This is a genomic window from Nitratireductor rhodophyticola, assembly GCF_019891355.1.
In the GTDB taxonomy this organism is placed as follows: domain Bacteria; phylum Pseudomonadota; class Alphaproteobacteria; order Rhizobiales; family Rhizobiaceae; genus Nitratireductor; species Nitratireductor rhodophyticola.
This window is the reverse complement of sequence record NZ_JAHSSF010000003.1, coordinates 668,469-681,683: the sequence shown is the minus strand read 5'-3', so window position 1 is coordinate 681,683 and position 13,215 is coordinate 668,469. Positions and strand designations below refer to the sequence as shown.

Below are 13,215 nucleotides of genomic sequence, written 5' to 3'. Positions count from 1 at the left end.
ACGGTTTGGCTACTCTGCGGCGACCCGCGCCTGTGTCGGCGCGGAGGGGAAACGGCAGGTTACCGTGGTTCCGCGCCCTTCGCCCGTGTCGATGTGAACCGAGCCTCCATGCAGCTCGACGAAACTCTTGACGATGGAGAGGCCAAGGCCCGCACCACGCCTGCGCCCGCCATTAACATGCGGCTCGAAGCGTTTGAAGATCGTTTCGAGCACATCAGGCGCCATGCCGGGTCCGTCATCGTGGACGCGGAATTCGACCGCATCGTCATATTGGCGCGCGGAGAGGCGGATCGTGCCGTTCTCGGGTGCGTAATTGGCTGCGTTGGAGAGCAGGTTGAACAGAACCTGCCGCACGCGGTTTTCGTCCGCATGGAAAACGAGCGTGGCATCATCCATCTGCACATCGAGGCGAATCTGGTGCTCGCGCAGACGTTCCGAGATCAACCCGGCCGCCGTCTCGACCATGTCGCCGACCCGCACCTCGCCGATTTCCAGTTCCATGATGCCGGCATCGACCGTCGCAAGATCGAGAATGTCGTTCACCACGGTGAGAAGCACGGAAGAAGACGACCCGATGTGGTCCACATATTCCCGCTGCTTCTGATTCAGCGGTCCCGTCTCCGGCAGGTTCAGGAGTTCGGTAAAGCCGATGATGTTGGTCAGAGGCGAACGCAGCTCGTAGGAGACGTGCTGGACAAAATCGTTTTTCAGCTTGTCGGCCTTCTGCAGCGCGTCGTTCTTCTCCTTCAGCGCGCGTTCCACGTTCACGCTGTCGGTCATGTCGACAAACGTGATCATCACCTGACCGTTGGGCAGCGGGATTGTGGCGTGGCTCAATACCGAGCCATTCGAAAGCTCCACCTGGCCATGCTGGCTGCGCCGCTCGTCATCGAAACCCGTGACGGAGGCAACGAAGCCGCGCCATGGACTGTCCTTGGCGAGCGGATCGCACACCGCGCGGATATCGGCGATGTGCGCTTCGGGCGTAACGAGCTGGTCCGGCAGGTTCCAGATGCGCTGGAAGGCGGGGTTGGAAAGGCGCAGACGTCCATCCGGGCCGAACACCGCAACACCTTCGGTGAGATTGTCGAGCGTTTCGCCCTGCACCCGCATTGCCGCATTGTAGCGGCTTTCCAGATCGAATTTCTCCGTCAGGTTCTCGAACACCCAGGTCACGCCACCCTTGGGCTGCGGATTGGCGATCACGCGGATGGTGCGCCCGTCAGGCAGGTGCCACCAGTGCTCCTGCGGCTTCATGCTGCGATAGGCGGACAGGAGCCCTTCCTTCCAGCGCCGCCACTCGGGCTGTTCGGCCAGCGTGCCTTCGCTGCGCAGCCGGTCGAGCAACAGGGCGTTGTCGGGTCTGCTTTCGAGGAAAGGGGTGTCGAGATCCCACAGCTTCTGGAACGACTGGTTGAAGAAGCGCAGCTTCTGGTTCTCGTCGAAGATCGCCACCGCCGTGGTAAGCTGGTCGAGCGTGTCGGAGTGGCTCTGGACCGTGCTCTGATACTCCCGGCGGATCGATTCCACTTCGCTGACATCCGCCGCGATGCCCGCAGACCCATGCATGCCCGCATAGTCCGTGACCGCAAAAACCCGCCGCTCGCCCCTAACGACCGCCGAAAGCGATTGCCGGAAGACCTCATTGGCTTCCCGATGCCGGTTTGTGATTTCCTCGCGCGCCGACATGGGCAGGAATTCGAGCTGTTCGCGCAGAACCGCATCGCCGGTGGACGCATCCACCGCGCCCGTGAATGCACGGTTCACCCATGCGAGCTGGCCAGCCTTGTCGCGCAGCCAGAACGGCATGTCGAGCGCGTCGATCAATCCCAGAAGCGTCGCACGTTCCGACAGAAGATTGCCCTGCTCGAGCTGAAGCCGCGCATGCTCTTCACGCACGCCGGCGAGCGAAACGAAGCGCAGAACCGTATGCTGGGCGGATTTTCGCCCCTGTGCCTCGATCATCGTGCCGGAACGGGTTTCGATGGTCAGATCGAAGTTCTCGCCGGTTTCGCGCAGCGTGGCGAGTGCGCGGTCAAGCGCTGAAGCCGAGCGCGGCATCATCCAGCGCCCGAAGGCGAGAAATGCCGAGCGTTCGTCCGGGGCGCCGCAGCCGGGCGGAAGATCGCCGACGATCGCCGGCCTGTCCGATCCGCCGTCCCAGACAACGGCCCGCTGATCCCTGAGATTGAGGAGGGCTTCGGAGCGGCCAAGAGCGCCGCTCAGCTCGGCGATGCGTGCACGCAGTTCGAGATTTTCAGAAGCGATGCGGGCGCGCTGCCGGATCAGCCAGATGGCGGAAAGAAAGGCGGCGCCCATGACACCTACGAAAACCGCGAGCTGGATGACATCGACAGCCGTGACGGAAATGCCCGGTGCAAGCTGTGCAGTGGTCTGCGCGGCCGCCACGGATGGCACTGCCACGCTTGTCGTCAGCGTCAGAAACCGCACCAGTCCCCGCATGATGCCCGCTTTGCGCTGTCGGCCCCTAGGGCCCGTAGATCCGCCGCTCAGCGGGTCCAGCCCCGGCATGTCCTGTTCCTTCTCCGCCGCATGATCTGGCAAGACCGCCCCTTCCTTTCGCCAGGCTCACAGCCCGGAAGGTCAGCCGCCTCGCGAATCACAGCACTGTACCGCGTGAGCGAATCGCCGTGAAGAAGGACGCGTGACAAAAATAATACCGGACCAAAAGTCAATGGCCCGGTATCAATATCTTGTGTCTTAGTTAATTCTGCTTAATAGCGGTAGTGTTCCGGCTTGAACGGCCCCTGCGGCGTGACGCCGATATAGGAGGCCTGTTCTTCCGACAGAGTGGTCAGTTGAGCGCCCAGCTTGTCGAGATGCAGGCGCGCGACCTTCTCGTCGAGATGCTTCGGCAGGACATAGACCTCGTTCTTGTACTGCTCGCCACGCACAAAAAGCTCGATCTGCGCCAGAACCTGGTTGGTGAAGGACGCAGACATGACGAAGCTCGGGTGGCCCGTGGCGTTGCCGAGATTGAGAAGACGGCCTTCGGACAGGAGGATCATCCGCTTGTTGTCCGGGAAGGTGATCATGTCCACCTGCGGCTTGATGTTCGTCCATTTGAGATTGCGCAGGGCTGCAACCTGAATCTCATTGTCGAAATGGCCGATATTGCCGACGATCGCCATGTCTTTCATCTTGCGCATGTGATCGAGAGTGATGACGTCCTTGTTGCCGGTCGTGGTGATCACGATGTCGGCGGTGGGGGCGGCATCATCCAGCGTGACGACCTCGAAACCGTCCATGGCGGCCTGCAGGGCGCAGATCGGATCGACTTCGGTCACCTTAACGCGGGCACCGGCACCGGCGAGCGACTGGGCCGAGCCCTTGCCGACATCGCCATAGCCGCAGACCACCGCCACCTTGCCGGCCATCATCACGTCGGTGGCGCGGCGGATGCCATCGACCAGCGATTCCTTGCAGCCATATTTGTTGTCGAATTTCGACTTGGTCACGGAATCGTTGACGTTGATTGCCGGGAAGGGGAGAAGGCCCTTCTTCTGAAGCTGGTAGAGACGGTTCACACCGGTGGTGGTCTCTTCCGTCACGCCCTTGATGGCTTCCTTCTGGCGCGCGAAGAAGCCCGGCGTTGCCGCCATGCGCTTCTTGATCTGCGCAAACAGGACTTCCTCTTCCTCGCTGCCCGGGTTGGACAGGACATCCTCGCCAGCCTCGGCGCGGGCACCGATGAGGATATACATGGTGGCGTCGCCGCCATCATCCAGGATCATGTTGGAGGGTTCGCCATCCGTCCACTGGAAGATCTGGTCCGTGTAGGTCCAGTACTCCTCGAGCGTCTCGCCCTTGACGGCGAAGACCGGCGTGCCGCTCTCGGCGATGGCCGCTGCAGCGTGATCCTGCGTGGAGAAGATGTTGCAGGAGGCCCAGCGCACATCCGCGCCGAGCGCCTTCAGCGTTTCGATCAGAACGGCGGTCTGGATCGTCATGTGCAGCGAGCCGGAGATGCGCGCGCCCTTGAGCGGCTGTTCCTTGCCAAACTCCTCGCGGCAGGCCATCAGGCCCGGCATTTCCGTTTCGGCGATCTCGATTTCCTTGCGTCCCCAGTCGGCCAGGGAAATGTCGGTGACCACAAAATCCTTGTCAGCGCTCATTGGCGTACTCTCCGATTTTCATGAATTCGGGCGCCACAGGCAGCAGGCCGGGCGCGAAGGCTGGCATCTGACTACCAGATCATGGCGCAGCTCACAATGGATATAAAGAAATCTTTATTCGTGCATGTGAAGCGGCGGGGGCGGCTTCAGCACTCTTCACCGAAGCGATCGGCAATCAGGGTCTGCAACGCATCGAGAAGCGCTTCTGCTTCCCGCCCGCTGGCGCTCACGCGGATCTTGCAGCCGGGGCTGGCGGCAAGCATCATCAGACCCATGATGGAGGTTCCGCCGACGGTAATGCCATCCTTCTCGACCTCGACATCGGCGTCGTGATTTTCCACCGTCTGCACAAACTTTGCAGAGGCGCGTGCATGCAGGCCGCGCTGGTTGACGATGCTGAATTCGCGCTTCAGCCCCTCGGGAGCGGGTTTGCTGGCTGAGACTTCGTTTGCCTGGGCCCCGCTCATTTTCCGCTCAGAACCTGACTTGCGACATTGATGTATTTGCGGCCGGCTGCCTGTGCCTCCTCAAGCGCCTGCGCCATGTCGTCATTGGCGCGTGCGGAAGAAAGCTTGATCAGCATGGGCAGGTTGACCCCCGCAATGACCTCGACACGGCCCGCATCCATCACCGAGATGGCAAGGTTCGACGGCGTGCCACCGAACATGTCGGTGAGAATGATCACGCCCGCGCCGGTGTCGGCCCGGGCCACAGCATCGACGATATCGCGGCGGCGCTGCTCCATGTCGTCCTCGGCGCCGATGGAAACCGTTTCCAGGTTTTCCTGATGGCCTACCACATGTTCCACGGCGTGGCGGAACTCCTCGGCCAGCTGGCCATGCGTCACCAAGACGAGCCCGATCATCGGCACATCATCCGAAGGCTTGGTTTTTCGCTCGAGCCTGTCACGCTTTCACTCCATCCACTGGCTTCACGGGTATGTCCGCTTATCCGGTTTTTCTTCAATTAGCGTTCGGACCCTTCTGGTCCACCCTTGGTTTGACGGTTCCGAAGACGCCCCAGTCCCGTCCCGTCCCGCGGCAAGAGCGCTATCTTGTCAAGGCACAGGCCGTTGACAAGCCCAAAACTGCGGCGATTCGCCTAAATAAAGTTCAAACGGGGGTGCGGGCGGGTCCAAAAGGCGGCAATTGAAGGGCTGCAGCGATGGCGTGGACCGCCCTTCGTGCCTGCCGTTGCGGCAATACCACGCACGGAATCGCAATGCCCTCGTGTTCGATCTCCGCCCCTTCGGAGAAGCGCGGCGCCTCTTCTTCGTCGACCAGACGTATGGCAAGGTCGATGACGGCGGCAGGCACGTGTTCGAGCTTCGCCGGCCCCAGACCGCGCGCTTCGGCCAATCCCGCGATGGGATCGGGTGTGCGCACGATGAGACGCCCGCTGCGTGCGGAGAGGTATACCTGATCGTCTGACACGAAGGCGGCGAAGACGCCTGCCGCCCGGAAGAAGGCGAGCGCCTCAAACGCAAGCATCGTCTTGCCGGTGCCCGATTCGCCCTCGATCAGAATGCCGGTGCCCGCAACAACAATGGCAGTGGCGTGGCGGTTGTGCATGGCGGTCAGGCCTCGGCCGGCAGCGAGACGATGAAGCGGGCACCCTTGAGGTCGCCGGGCTTTGCCCCGGCAATGTTCTCCGCTGTCAACGTGCCGCCATGGGCCTCGATGATCTGGCGGCTGATGGAGAGGCCAAGGCCGGAATTCTGGCCGAATGCCTCGCCGGCCGGGCGATCCGTGTAGAAGCGTTCGAAGATGCGATCGATGTTTTCCACGCGGATTCCGGGCCCATTGTCCTCAACCGTGAGGATGACGCGCTTGCCGGCGCGCGCGAGGCGCACATCGATCCGTCCGGTCTTCTCCGGCACGAAGGAGCGGGCGTTCTCGATCAGATTGGTGATCACCTGCCCCAGCCGCAGGTCATGACCCTGAATGAAATAGGTCGTGTCCGCTTCGTCTTTTCCGCCGGCTGTGAACGTGATCTCAACCGGCTTCTTGGATGAACCGGCCTCGCGGATCGCACCCACCAGATCGCCAACGAACTGCTTCAGCTCCACGCGGCCCGCGTCCTCGCGCGAAAGCTCCGCATCGAGGCGCGATGCATCGGAAATGTCGGTGATCAGGCGGTCCAGGCGCCTGACATCGTGCTGGATGATTTCCAGAAGCCGCTCGCGCGAGCGCTCATCCCTGGCGAGCGGCAGGGTTTCCACCGCGCTGCCGAGGGAGGTCAGCGGGTTCTTCAGCTCATGCGCCACATCGGCGGCAAAGCTCTCGATGGCGTCGATGCGTGCATAAAGCGCCTTCGTCATGTCGCGCAGAGCCGCGGACAGATTGCCGATCTCGTCCTGACGGTGGGAGAAGTCGGGGATCTCCTCACGCGAACGCGCGCCACGGCGCACGCGCACCGCCGCCGCCGAGAGGCGCCGCAACGGGTTGGCGATCGTCGAGGCAAGCAGCAGCGAAAGAATGGCCGTCACCAGCGCTGCGACGGCAAACACGCGCAGAATCGCCTTGCGCTCGGCTGCAACGATCTTGTCGATGTCGCCGCCCTGGGTCGACAGGAGAAGCACGCCGAGCACCGCGCGGAAGCGCTGGACGGGCACGGCGACGGAAACGATCTGCTCGCCCTGCTCGCTGATGCGCACCACATAATTGGTCGTGCCGGTGAGCGCCTTCATCACTTCCGGATAGGCCACACCGCTGCCTCCCGGCTGCTCCCGGTAGACAGGCAGGTCCCGGCGGCGGAAAATCTCCCTCAGCCGTTGCCAGACCTGATCGAAAAGGCTCGCATCTTCATCCTCGATGGAGGGCAGCTCATAGCGGAGCACCTGCCCCAGATACTGGGAATCAAGCAGAAGGTTGGCGTCTGGATCATAGATGCGGGCGCGTGTCCGGGTCTGCGGTATGAGCCTTCGCAGGAGGGGAGCCACGCGCTCGGGATTGATCGGAAAGTCGAGGCTTTCCAGCTGGTCGCCCCGCGGCGGCAGGCTCTGCCCCGCCTGCAGCTCGAGCAGCTTGTCGGGATCCACAAGGATGGAGTCGGTCTCCACCTCGGCAGAGCTGGCAATGGCGCCGGCAATGATCTCGCCCTGTGTCATCAGGCTTTCCACGCGGGCGCTGATCAGCTCTTCGCGGAACTCGTTCAGATAAAGAACACCGACAACCAGAACGCCGAGACCGGCGAGGTTGAGAAAAAGGATACGCCGCGTCAGGCTGGAAAAGACATAATGGCCGAAAAGACGGCGCAGGGGCACGGCAAGCCGGCCCAGAAAAGGCTGGCCCGCTGAACGCGCGGCCCTCGCGGACCGCCGCTCCGTCTTTTCCGTTTCTGCACTCATCGCTACTGTCTTGCCGGCACACGCGCCGGGCTACTGCAATTCCGGGACGACCCCAGGGTCCTGACCCAAGAGCGGTTCACCGTTTCATGGAAACGCCGCTCCGCTCTATCTGTCTTTCCGCATTTATGCGGTCGTCAGGTGACTCCACCTGACTGCAAAATGCTAGATCTCTCGGAAGCGATAGCCGACGCCATACAGCGTTTCGATCATGTCGAATTCGCCGTCAACCGCCTTGAACTTCTTGCGCAGGCGCTTGATGTGGCTGTCGATCGTACGGTCGTCCACATAGACCTGCTCGTCATAGGCCGAATCCATCAGCGCGTCGCGGCTTTTAACCACGCCCGGACGCTGCGCCAGCGAATGCAGGATCAGGAATTCCGTGACGGTGAGCGTCACCGGCTGCCCCTTCCAGGTGCAGGTGTGGCGCTCCTGATCCATCACAAGCTGCCCTCGCTCCAGCGACTGCGACTGCTTGCCCGGCGCCTTGGCAGCGATCTCGCGATTGCTCGCGCGGCGCAGAACCGCCCGGACACGCTCGACCAGAAGGCGCTGCGAGAAGGGTTTGCGCACAAAATCGTCAGCACCCATCTTGAGGCCGAAGAGTTCGTCGATCTCGTCGTCCTTCGAGGTCAGGAAGATGACCGGCACATCGCTCTTCTGGCGCAGCCGGCGCAAGAGTTCCATGCCATCCATGCGCGGCATCTTGATGTCCAGGATCGCCAGGTTCGGCGGCCGCGCGCCCAGCCCTTCGAGCGCCGAAACACCGTCGGTGTAGGTCTCGACCCGATAGCCTTCCGACTCCAGTGCGATGGAAACGGAGGTGAGAATGTTGCGGTCGTCATCGACAAGCGCGATTGTTGCCATATCCAGCGGCTCCCTCATGGGCATATCGTCCCTATCTGCATCGATCGGCTGCGCAGTTGCAGGACAAATTGGGTACAAAATGTGGCATATAAAGCAGCCTGTGTCACACCGGCGCAGTCTCGTGACACCTCCGGACGCAGCGAAGCTGTGCAAATCTGCGATGAATCCGGGCCGATTTAAACGATTTAAACGATTTTAAAAAATTTAAATCGATTAATGGTTTGAAATCCCTCGCTTATTTGTGTTTTCAGCTGAGATCGCCTGCGGAGACAGGCATCTCAAGGGAAATCTGGTGGTTACGATGAACGAAACCGGCATGCGCAACCCGGCTTGCGGGATCGACAGCAATGGTCTGAAAACGACGGGCGCCGTCTTTTATAATTTTCAGCCGGCTGCGCTCTATGAGGAGGCGATCCGCCGCGGCGAGGCAAAACTCACCGCCGACGGCGCGCTGGTGGCCGAGACCGGCCAACACACGGGCCGCTCCGCCAGGGACAAGTTCGTCGTGCGCACCACCGACACCGAGGATGCCGTGTGGTGGGACAACAACAAGCCCATGTCGGCTGAACATTTCGACGCGCTTTACGCGGATTTCGTAAAGCAGGCCGCTGACTGCGACCTTTTCGTGCAGGACCTTGTGGGCGGGGCGGATCCTGAAAACAGCCTGCCCGTGCGCGTCATCACGGAATATGCATGGCATTCTCTGTTCATCCGCAACCTGCTCCTGCGGCCCGAAGTGGAGGCGCTTGCCTCCTTCGTGCCGGAGATGACGATCATAGACCTGCCGTCCTTCCGCGCCGACCCCGAGCGCCACGGCTGCCGCACCGAGACCGTCATCGCCGTGGACCTGACCCGCAAGATCGTGCTGATCGGGGGCACCTCCTATGCGGGCGAGATGAAAAAGTCGGTCTTCACCGCGCTCAACTACATTCTGCCGGCAAAGGGCGTCATGCCGATGCACTGCTCGGCCAATGTCGGGCCGGATGGCGATGCCGCCGTCTTCTTCGGCCTGTCGGGCACCGGCAAGACCACGCTTTCTGCCGATCCGTCGCGCACGCTGATCGGCGACGACGAGCATGGCTGGGGCGAGACCGGTCTCTTCAACTTCGAGGGCGGCTGCTACGCCAAGACGATCCGGCTGTCTGAAGAGGCCGAGCCGGAAATCTTCGCCACCACCCGCCGTTTCGGCACGGTGCTGGAGAATGTTGTGCTCGATGACCAGCGCCGCCCCGACTTCGACGATGGCAGCCTGACGGAGAACACGCGCTGCGCCTATCCCCTGCACTTCATCCCGAATGCAAGCGAGACCGGCCGTAGCGGCCATCCCAGCAACATCATCATGCTGACGGCGGATGCCTTCGGCGTGCTGCCGCCCATCGCCAGGCTCACACCGGCGCAGGCCATGTATCACTTCCTGTCGGGCTACACTGCCAAGGTGGCCGGCACGGAGAAGGGCGTGACAGAACCGGAAGCGACCTTCTCCACCTGCTTCGGCGCCCCCTTCATGCCGCGCCATCCCTCGGAATACGGAAACCTGCTGCGCGACCTTATCGCCCGTCACGGTGTCGATTGCTGGCTGGTGAACACCGGCTGGACCGGCGGGGCCTATGGTGTCGGCAACCGCATGCCCATCAAGGTGACGCGCGGCCTTCTGAACGCGGCGCTGAGCGGCGGGCTCAACGATGTGGAGTTCCGCACGGATCCGCATTTCGGCTTTGCCGTTCCCGTTGCGGTGCCGGGCATTGATGCAGGCGTGCTTGACCCGCGCTCCACCTGGGCCGACAAGGCCGCCTATGACGCTCAGGCCCGCCGTCTCGTCGGCATGTTCGTCGACAATTTCGAAAAATTCGAAACGCATGTGGATGCCAGCGTCCGCGCGGCAGCGCCGCATATGGCGGAAGCGGCCGAATGACATCAGGCTTGCATCCCTGCCGCTGAATGCGCATTTTCAGGCCCGGTTCACGACCGGGCCTTTTCATGTGAACGGACAGGAGCAATGGCCGAGGGCGACCTCAACATCAGGAATGGCGTTACCGTCTTCGAGGACGAGTTGCAGGAACAGTTCATCCGTTCCTCCGGTCCCGGCGGGCAGAACGTCAACAAGGTGGCGACCGCCGTGCAACTGCGTTTCAATGCGCGGGGGGCACGCGGCCTGCCCGAACGTGTGCGCGAAAGAGCGCTTGCGCTGGCAGGCAGCCGCGCCACCAAAGACGGCGATATCGTGATCGAGGCCGGGCGTTTCCGCACTCAGGAGATGAACCGCGCCGACGCCCGAGACCGGCTTGCCGAACTGCTTTCGCGCGCCGCCGAACCACCGCCCAAGCCACGCAGGAAGACAAAGCCGTCCCGCTCCGCCATTGAGCGGCGGCTGAAGGCAAAGGCCGGTCGCTCATCCGTCAAGAAGATGCGCGGCAAGGTCAGCTTCGACTGAGGCGGGCATCGTCAGGGGACGCGCCCGCTACGGTAACTTATGCCCAGCAACTGTTTTGCGGTTGAAATCCTGAGGCGTTACACGTCAAATATCCCAATTCTAACTGGAGACCTTACCCATGGGCATTTTCGATTTCGTCAAATCCGTCGGCAAGAAGCTCGGCGTGGTGGACGAGGAACCCCCGGCAGCGGACGAACTGAAGAAGGAACTCGATTCCCACAAGCTCGGAACCGACAAGGTTGATGTGGTCGTGGAAGGTGACAAGGTCGTTCTCAAGGGCGAAGTCGCTGACCAGTCGGCTTTCGAAAAGGCCGTTGTTGCCGTCGGCAACACGCTCGGCATCTCCAAGGTCGAGGCCGGCGAACTGAAGGTCGCTGCGGCGGCAGCGAAGGCGCCGGTTTTCTATACCGTGAAAAAGGGCGACAATCTCTGGAAGATCGCCGAGGCCAATTACGGCAAGGGCAAGGGTGCGAAATACACTGTGATCTTCGAAGCCAACAAGCCGATGCTCGACGATCCGGACAAGATTTACCCCGGCCAGGTGCTGCGCATTCCCGATCTCGCCGAGGCGTGATCGCAACTGTCATGATCTGACAGGAGACGGCGGCTTTCGGGTCGCCGTTTTCTTTTTTGCGGGTGTAAGCTTTCTGCGCGAGGCTGTCTGCGTGGTGCGTGGTTCGACAAGCTCACCATGAGGAAGGCGGTATCGGGCAAGCCTGTTCATGAACATGATGGTGGGGTTTGCAGCCAATCCCGCCCCTCATGGTGAGCTTGTCGAACCACGCACTCCATCAATGCAACGGCGCATCATGCGCCGTGTTCGATGCAAGGAGAATTGATTGCCAACCCTGACCGAAGGCGTGCGCCATCTACCGGGTTATCTCGATCGCGCAGCCCAGGAAGCGCTGGTTGCGGACATTCGCGCCGTGGTGCGCGAGGCACCACTGTTTGTGCCTGCCATGCCCCGCACCGGCAGGGAGATGAGCGTTCGCATGACCAATTGCGGCGCGCTCGGCTGGGTTACGGACAAGGAGCGCGGCTATCGCTATCAGGCGATGCATCCCGTGACTGGAAAACCCTGGCCGCCCATTCCGGCACGGCTGCTCGCGCTTTGGGACGAGGTGGCGGATTTTCCCGCTCCGCCCGAAGCCTGCCTTGTCAATCACTACACCGAAGCGGCCAAAATGGGCCTTCACCAGGACCGCGACGAAGAAGCCTTCGCAGCACCGGTGGTTTCCGTATCGCTTGGCGACACATGCCTCTTTCGCGTCGGCGGCACAACACGCGGCGACAGAACCGTTTCCGTCAAGCTTCAGTCCGGAGATGTGGTGGTGCTCGGCGGGGCAGGGCGGCTGGCCTTTCACGGCGTCGACCGCATTTATCCGGGCACCTCGACACTGCTTTCGGCGCCCGGGCGCATCAATCTCACGCTGCGCCGGGTTACAGCTTCCTGAGCGCGACCTCTTCTGTCAGATGGTTGGCGCCCTTGCGCAGGATCAGATCCGCGCGCGGCCTGGTCGGCAGGATGTTTTCGCGCAGGTTCTTCAGATTGATGTTCTCCCAGAGCTGCTCGGCAATGGCGAGCGCGGCGTTGGGCTTCAGCGCGGCATAGCGGTGGAAAAAGGATTCCGGATTCTGGAACGCCGTTTCGCGCAGCCGCATGAAGCGGTCCACATACCATTGATGGATCAGATCTTCCGGTGCGTCGATATAGATGGAGAAATCGAAGAAATCCGACACCACGGGGACGGCTGCCCCATCCTGCGGAAGATCGCGCGTCTGCAGGACATTGATGCCCTCGAAGATCAGAATATCGGGCCGGTCGATTGTGCGGAACTCGCCCGGCAGAACATCGTAGGTCAAGTGCGAGTAAAGCGGCGCCTGGACATTTGGCAGGCCGGCCTTGATGGCCGAAAGAAACCGCAGGACGGCCCCGACATCGTAGCTTTCGGGAAAGCCCTTCCGTTCCATCAGATTTTCGCGCCGCAGGACCTCGTTCGGATAGAGGAAACCATCGGTCGTCACCAGATCGACCTTCGGGCTGGATGGCCAGCGGGTGAGGAGCTCCTGCAAAACACGCGCCGTGGTCGATTTGCCGACGGCCACTGAACCGGCGATGCCGATGATGAAGGGGGATTTGACCACGTCTTCCGAATCGAAAAACACCTGCCTCTGCCGGAACAGGAGTTGTGTGGCTTCCACATGGGCCGAGAGCAGGCGCGACATGGAAAGATAGATCCGGCGCACCTCCTCCAGATCGACCGGGTCGTTCAGCGAACGCAGGCGCCGAACCTCGTCCTCGGTCAGCGTGAGCGGAGTATCGGCGCGAAACTTCGCCCATTTCTCGGCGCTGAAAATGCGATAGGGGGAGTACTTCTCCCCTGAGACAAGCTGGTCCATGAAGTTCGCGGCCCCCTTCCTTGCCGCCATGGCTG

Annotated in this window: 12 protein-coding genes; 4 read left to right on the top strand and 8 right to left on the bottom strand. The window is 61.8% G+C overall.

What is annotated here, in order from left to right:
• Positions 1 to 9 precede the first annotated feature (9 nt).
• The 7 genes from KUG85_RS14330 to KUG85_RS14300 form a co-directional block, all read right to left on the bottom strand.
• Positions 10 to 2,532, bottom strand: a complete 2,523-nt coding sequence (locus tag KUG85_RS14330) for a sensor histidine kinase (RefSeq protein WP_223005864.1) — start codon at positions 2,530 to 2,532, stop codon at positions 10 to 12.
• Positions 2,533 to 2,735: 203 nt separating this feature from the next.
• Positions 2,736 to 4,136, bottom strand: a complete 1,401-nt coding sequence (ahcY, locus tag KUG85_RS14325; RefSeq protein ID WP_223005669.1) for an adenosylhomocysteinase — start codon at positions 4,134 to 4,136, stop codon at positions 2,736 to 2,738.
• Positions 4,137 to 4,282: 146 nt separating this feature from the next.
• A complete protein-coding gene (locus tag KUG85_RS14320; RefSeq protein ID WP_223005668.1) occupies positions 4,283 to 4,603 on the bottom strand; it encodes an HPr family phosphocarrier protein in 321 nt (106 codons plus the stop codon).
• Positions 4,600 to 5,001 carry a PTS sugar transporter subunit IIA gene (locus tag KUG85_RS14315; protein WP_007009100.1) on the bottom strand — a complete coding sequence of 134 codons (402 nt, stop codon included), beginning with the start codon at positions 4,999 to 5,001 and terminating at the stop codon, positions 4,600 to 4,602. The genes KUG85_RS14320 and KUG85_RS14315 overlap by 4 nt, the downstream gene beginning before the upstream one ends.
• A 247-nt stretch (positions 5,002 to 5,248) precedes the next feature.
• Complete coding sequence (locus KUG85_RS14310; protein ID WP_223005667.1) at positions 5,249 to 5,707, bottom strand: HPr kinase/phosphorylase; 459 nt, start codon at positions 5,705 to 5,707, stop codon at positions 5,249 to 5,251.
• Between the two features lie 5 nt (positions 5,708 to 5,712).
• Positions 5,713 to 7,485, bottom strand: coding sequence for a stimulus-sensing domain-containing protein (locus KUG85_RS14305; RefSeq protein WP_223005666.1), 1,773 nt, complete (start codon positions 7,483 to 7,485; stop codon positions 5,713 to 5,715).
• 162 nt (positions 7,486 to 7,647) lie between these two features.
• Positions 7,648 to 8,349 carry a response regulator transcription factor gene (locus KUG85_RS14300; RefSeq protein WP_088941548.1) on the bottom strand — a complete coding sequence of 234 codons (702 nt, stop codon included), beginning with the start codon at positions 8,347 to 8,349 and terminating at the stop codon, positions 7,648 to 7,650.
• A 301-nt stretch (positions 8,350 to 8,650) separates the two neighbouring features.
• On the opposite strand from KUG85_RS14300, the gene KUG85_RS14295 reads away from it, so the two are divergent.
• From KUG85_RS14295 to KUG85_RS14280, 4 genes are all read left to right on the top strand, one after another.
• The gene (locus KUG85_RS14295) at positions 8,651 to 10,261 is read left to right on the top strand and encodes a phosphoenolpyruvate carboxykinase (protein WP_065817089.1); all 1,611 of its coding nucleotides are present in this window, start codon (positions 8,651 to 8,653) and stop codon (positions 10,259 to 10,261) included.
• 84 nt (positions 10,262 to 10,345) lie between these two features.
• The gene (gene arfB / locus KUG85_RS14290) at positions 10,346 to 10,780 is read left to right on the top strand and encodes an alternative ribosome rescue aminoacyl-tRNA hydrolase ArfB (RefSeq protein ID WP_007009104.1); all 435 of its coding nucleotides are present in this window, start codon (positions 10,346 to 10,348) and stop codon (positions 10,778 to 10,780) included.
• Between the two features lie 118 nt (positions 10,781 to 10,898).
• Positions 10,899 to 11,354: a peptidoglycan-binding protein LysM gene (gene lysM, locus KUG85_RS14285; protein WP_007009105.1), complete on the top strand. Its 456-nt coding sequence runs from the start codon at positions 10,899 to 10,901 to the stop codon at positions 11,352 to 11,354.
• Positions 11,355 to 11,619: 265 nt separating this feature from the next.
• Complete coding sequence (locus KUG85_RS14280) at positions 11,620 to 12,234, top strand: alpha-ketoglutarate-dependent dioxygenase AlkB family protein (protein ID WP_025029299.1); 615 nt, start codon at positions 11,620 to 11,622, stop codon at positions 12,232 to 12,234.
• On the opposite strand, the gene coaA is transcribed toward KUG85_RS14280, so the two are convergent.
• Positions 12,221 to 13,180, bottom strand: a complete 960-nt coding sequence (gene coaA / locus KUG85_RS14275; protein WP_223005863.1) for a type I pantothenate kinase — start codon at positions 13,178 to 13,180, stop codon at positions 12,221 to 12,223. The genes KUG85_RS14280 and coaA overlap by 14 nt on opposite strands.
• Between the last annotated feature and the right edge of the window lie 35 nt (positions 13,181 to 13,215).

Bases quoted from the DNA above. Each gene is read 5' to 3' on its own strand.
- KUG85_RS14330 (WP_223005864.1), bottom strand. From the start codon at position 2,532: ATGCCGGGGCTGGACCCGCTGAGCGGCGGATCTACGGGCCCTAGGGGC.
- KUG85_RS14310 (WP_223005667.1), bottom strand. From the start codon at position 5,707: ATGCACAACCGCCACGCCACTGCCATTGTTGTTGCGGGCACCGGCATT.
- KUG85_RS14315 (WP_007009100.1), bottom strand. From the start codon at position 5,001: ATGATCGGGCTCGTCTTGGTGACGCATGGCCAGCTGGCCGAGGAGTTC.
- coaA (WP_223005863.1), bottom strand. From the start codon at position 13,180: ATGGACCAGCTTGTCTCAGGGGAGAAGTACTCCCCCTATCGCATTTTC.
- arfB (WP_007009104.1), top strand. From the start codon at position 10,346: ATGGCCGAGGGCGACCTCAACATCAGGAATGGCGTTACCGTCTTCGAG.
- ahcY (WP_223005669.1), bottom strand. From the start codon at position 4,136: ATGAGCGCTGACAAGGATTTTGTGGTCACCGACATTTCCCTGGCCGAC.
- KUG85_RS14300 (WP_088941548.1), bottom strand. From the start codon at position 8,349: ATGGCAACAATCGCGCTTGTCGATGACGACCGCAACATTCTCACCTCC.
- KUG85_RS14295 (WP_065817089.1), top strand. From the start codon at position 8,651: ATGAACGAAACCGGCATGCGCAACCCGGCTTGCGGGATCGACAGCAAT.
- KUG85_RS14305 (WP_223005666.1), bottom strand. From the start codon at position 7,485: ATGAGTGCAGAAACGGAAAAGACGGAGCGGCGGTCCGCGAGGGCCGCG.
- KUG85_RS14320 (WP_223005668.1), bottom strand. From the start codon at position 4,603: ATGAGCGGGGCCCAGGCAAACGAAGTCTCAGCCAGCAAACCCGCTCCC.
- lysM (WP_007009105.1), top strand. From the start codon at position 10,899: ATGGGCATTTTCGATTTCGTCAAATCCGTCGGCAAGAAGCTCGGCGTG.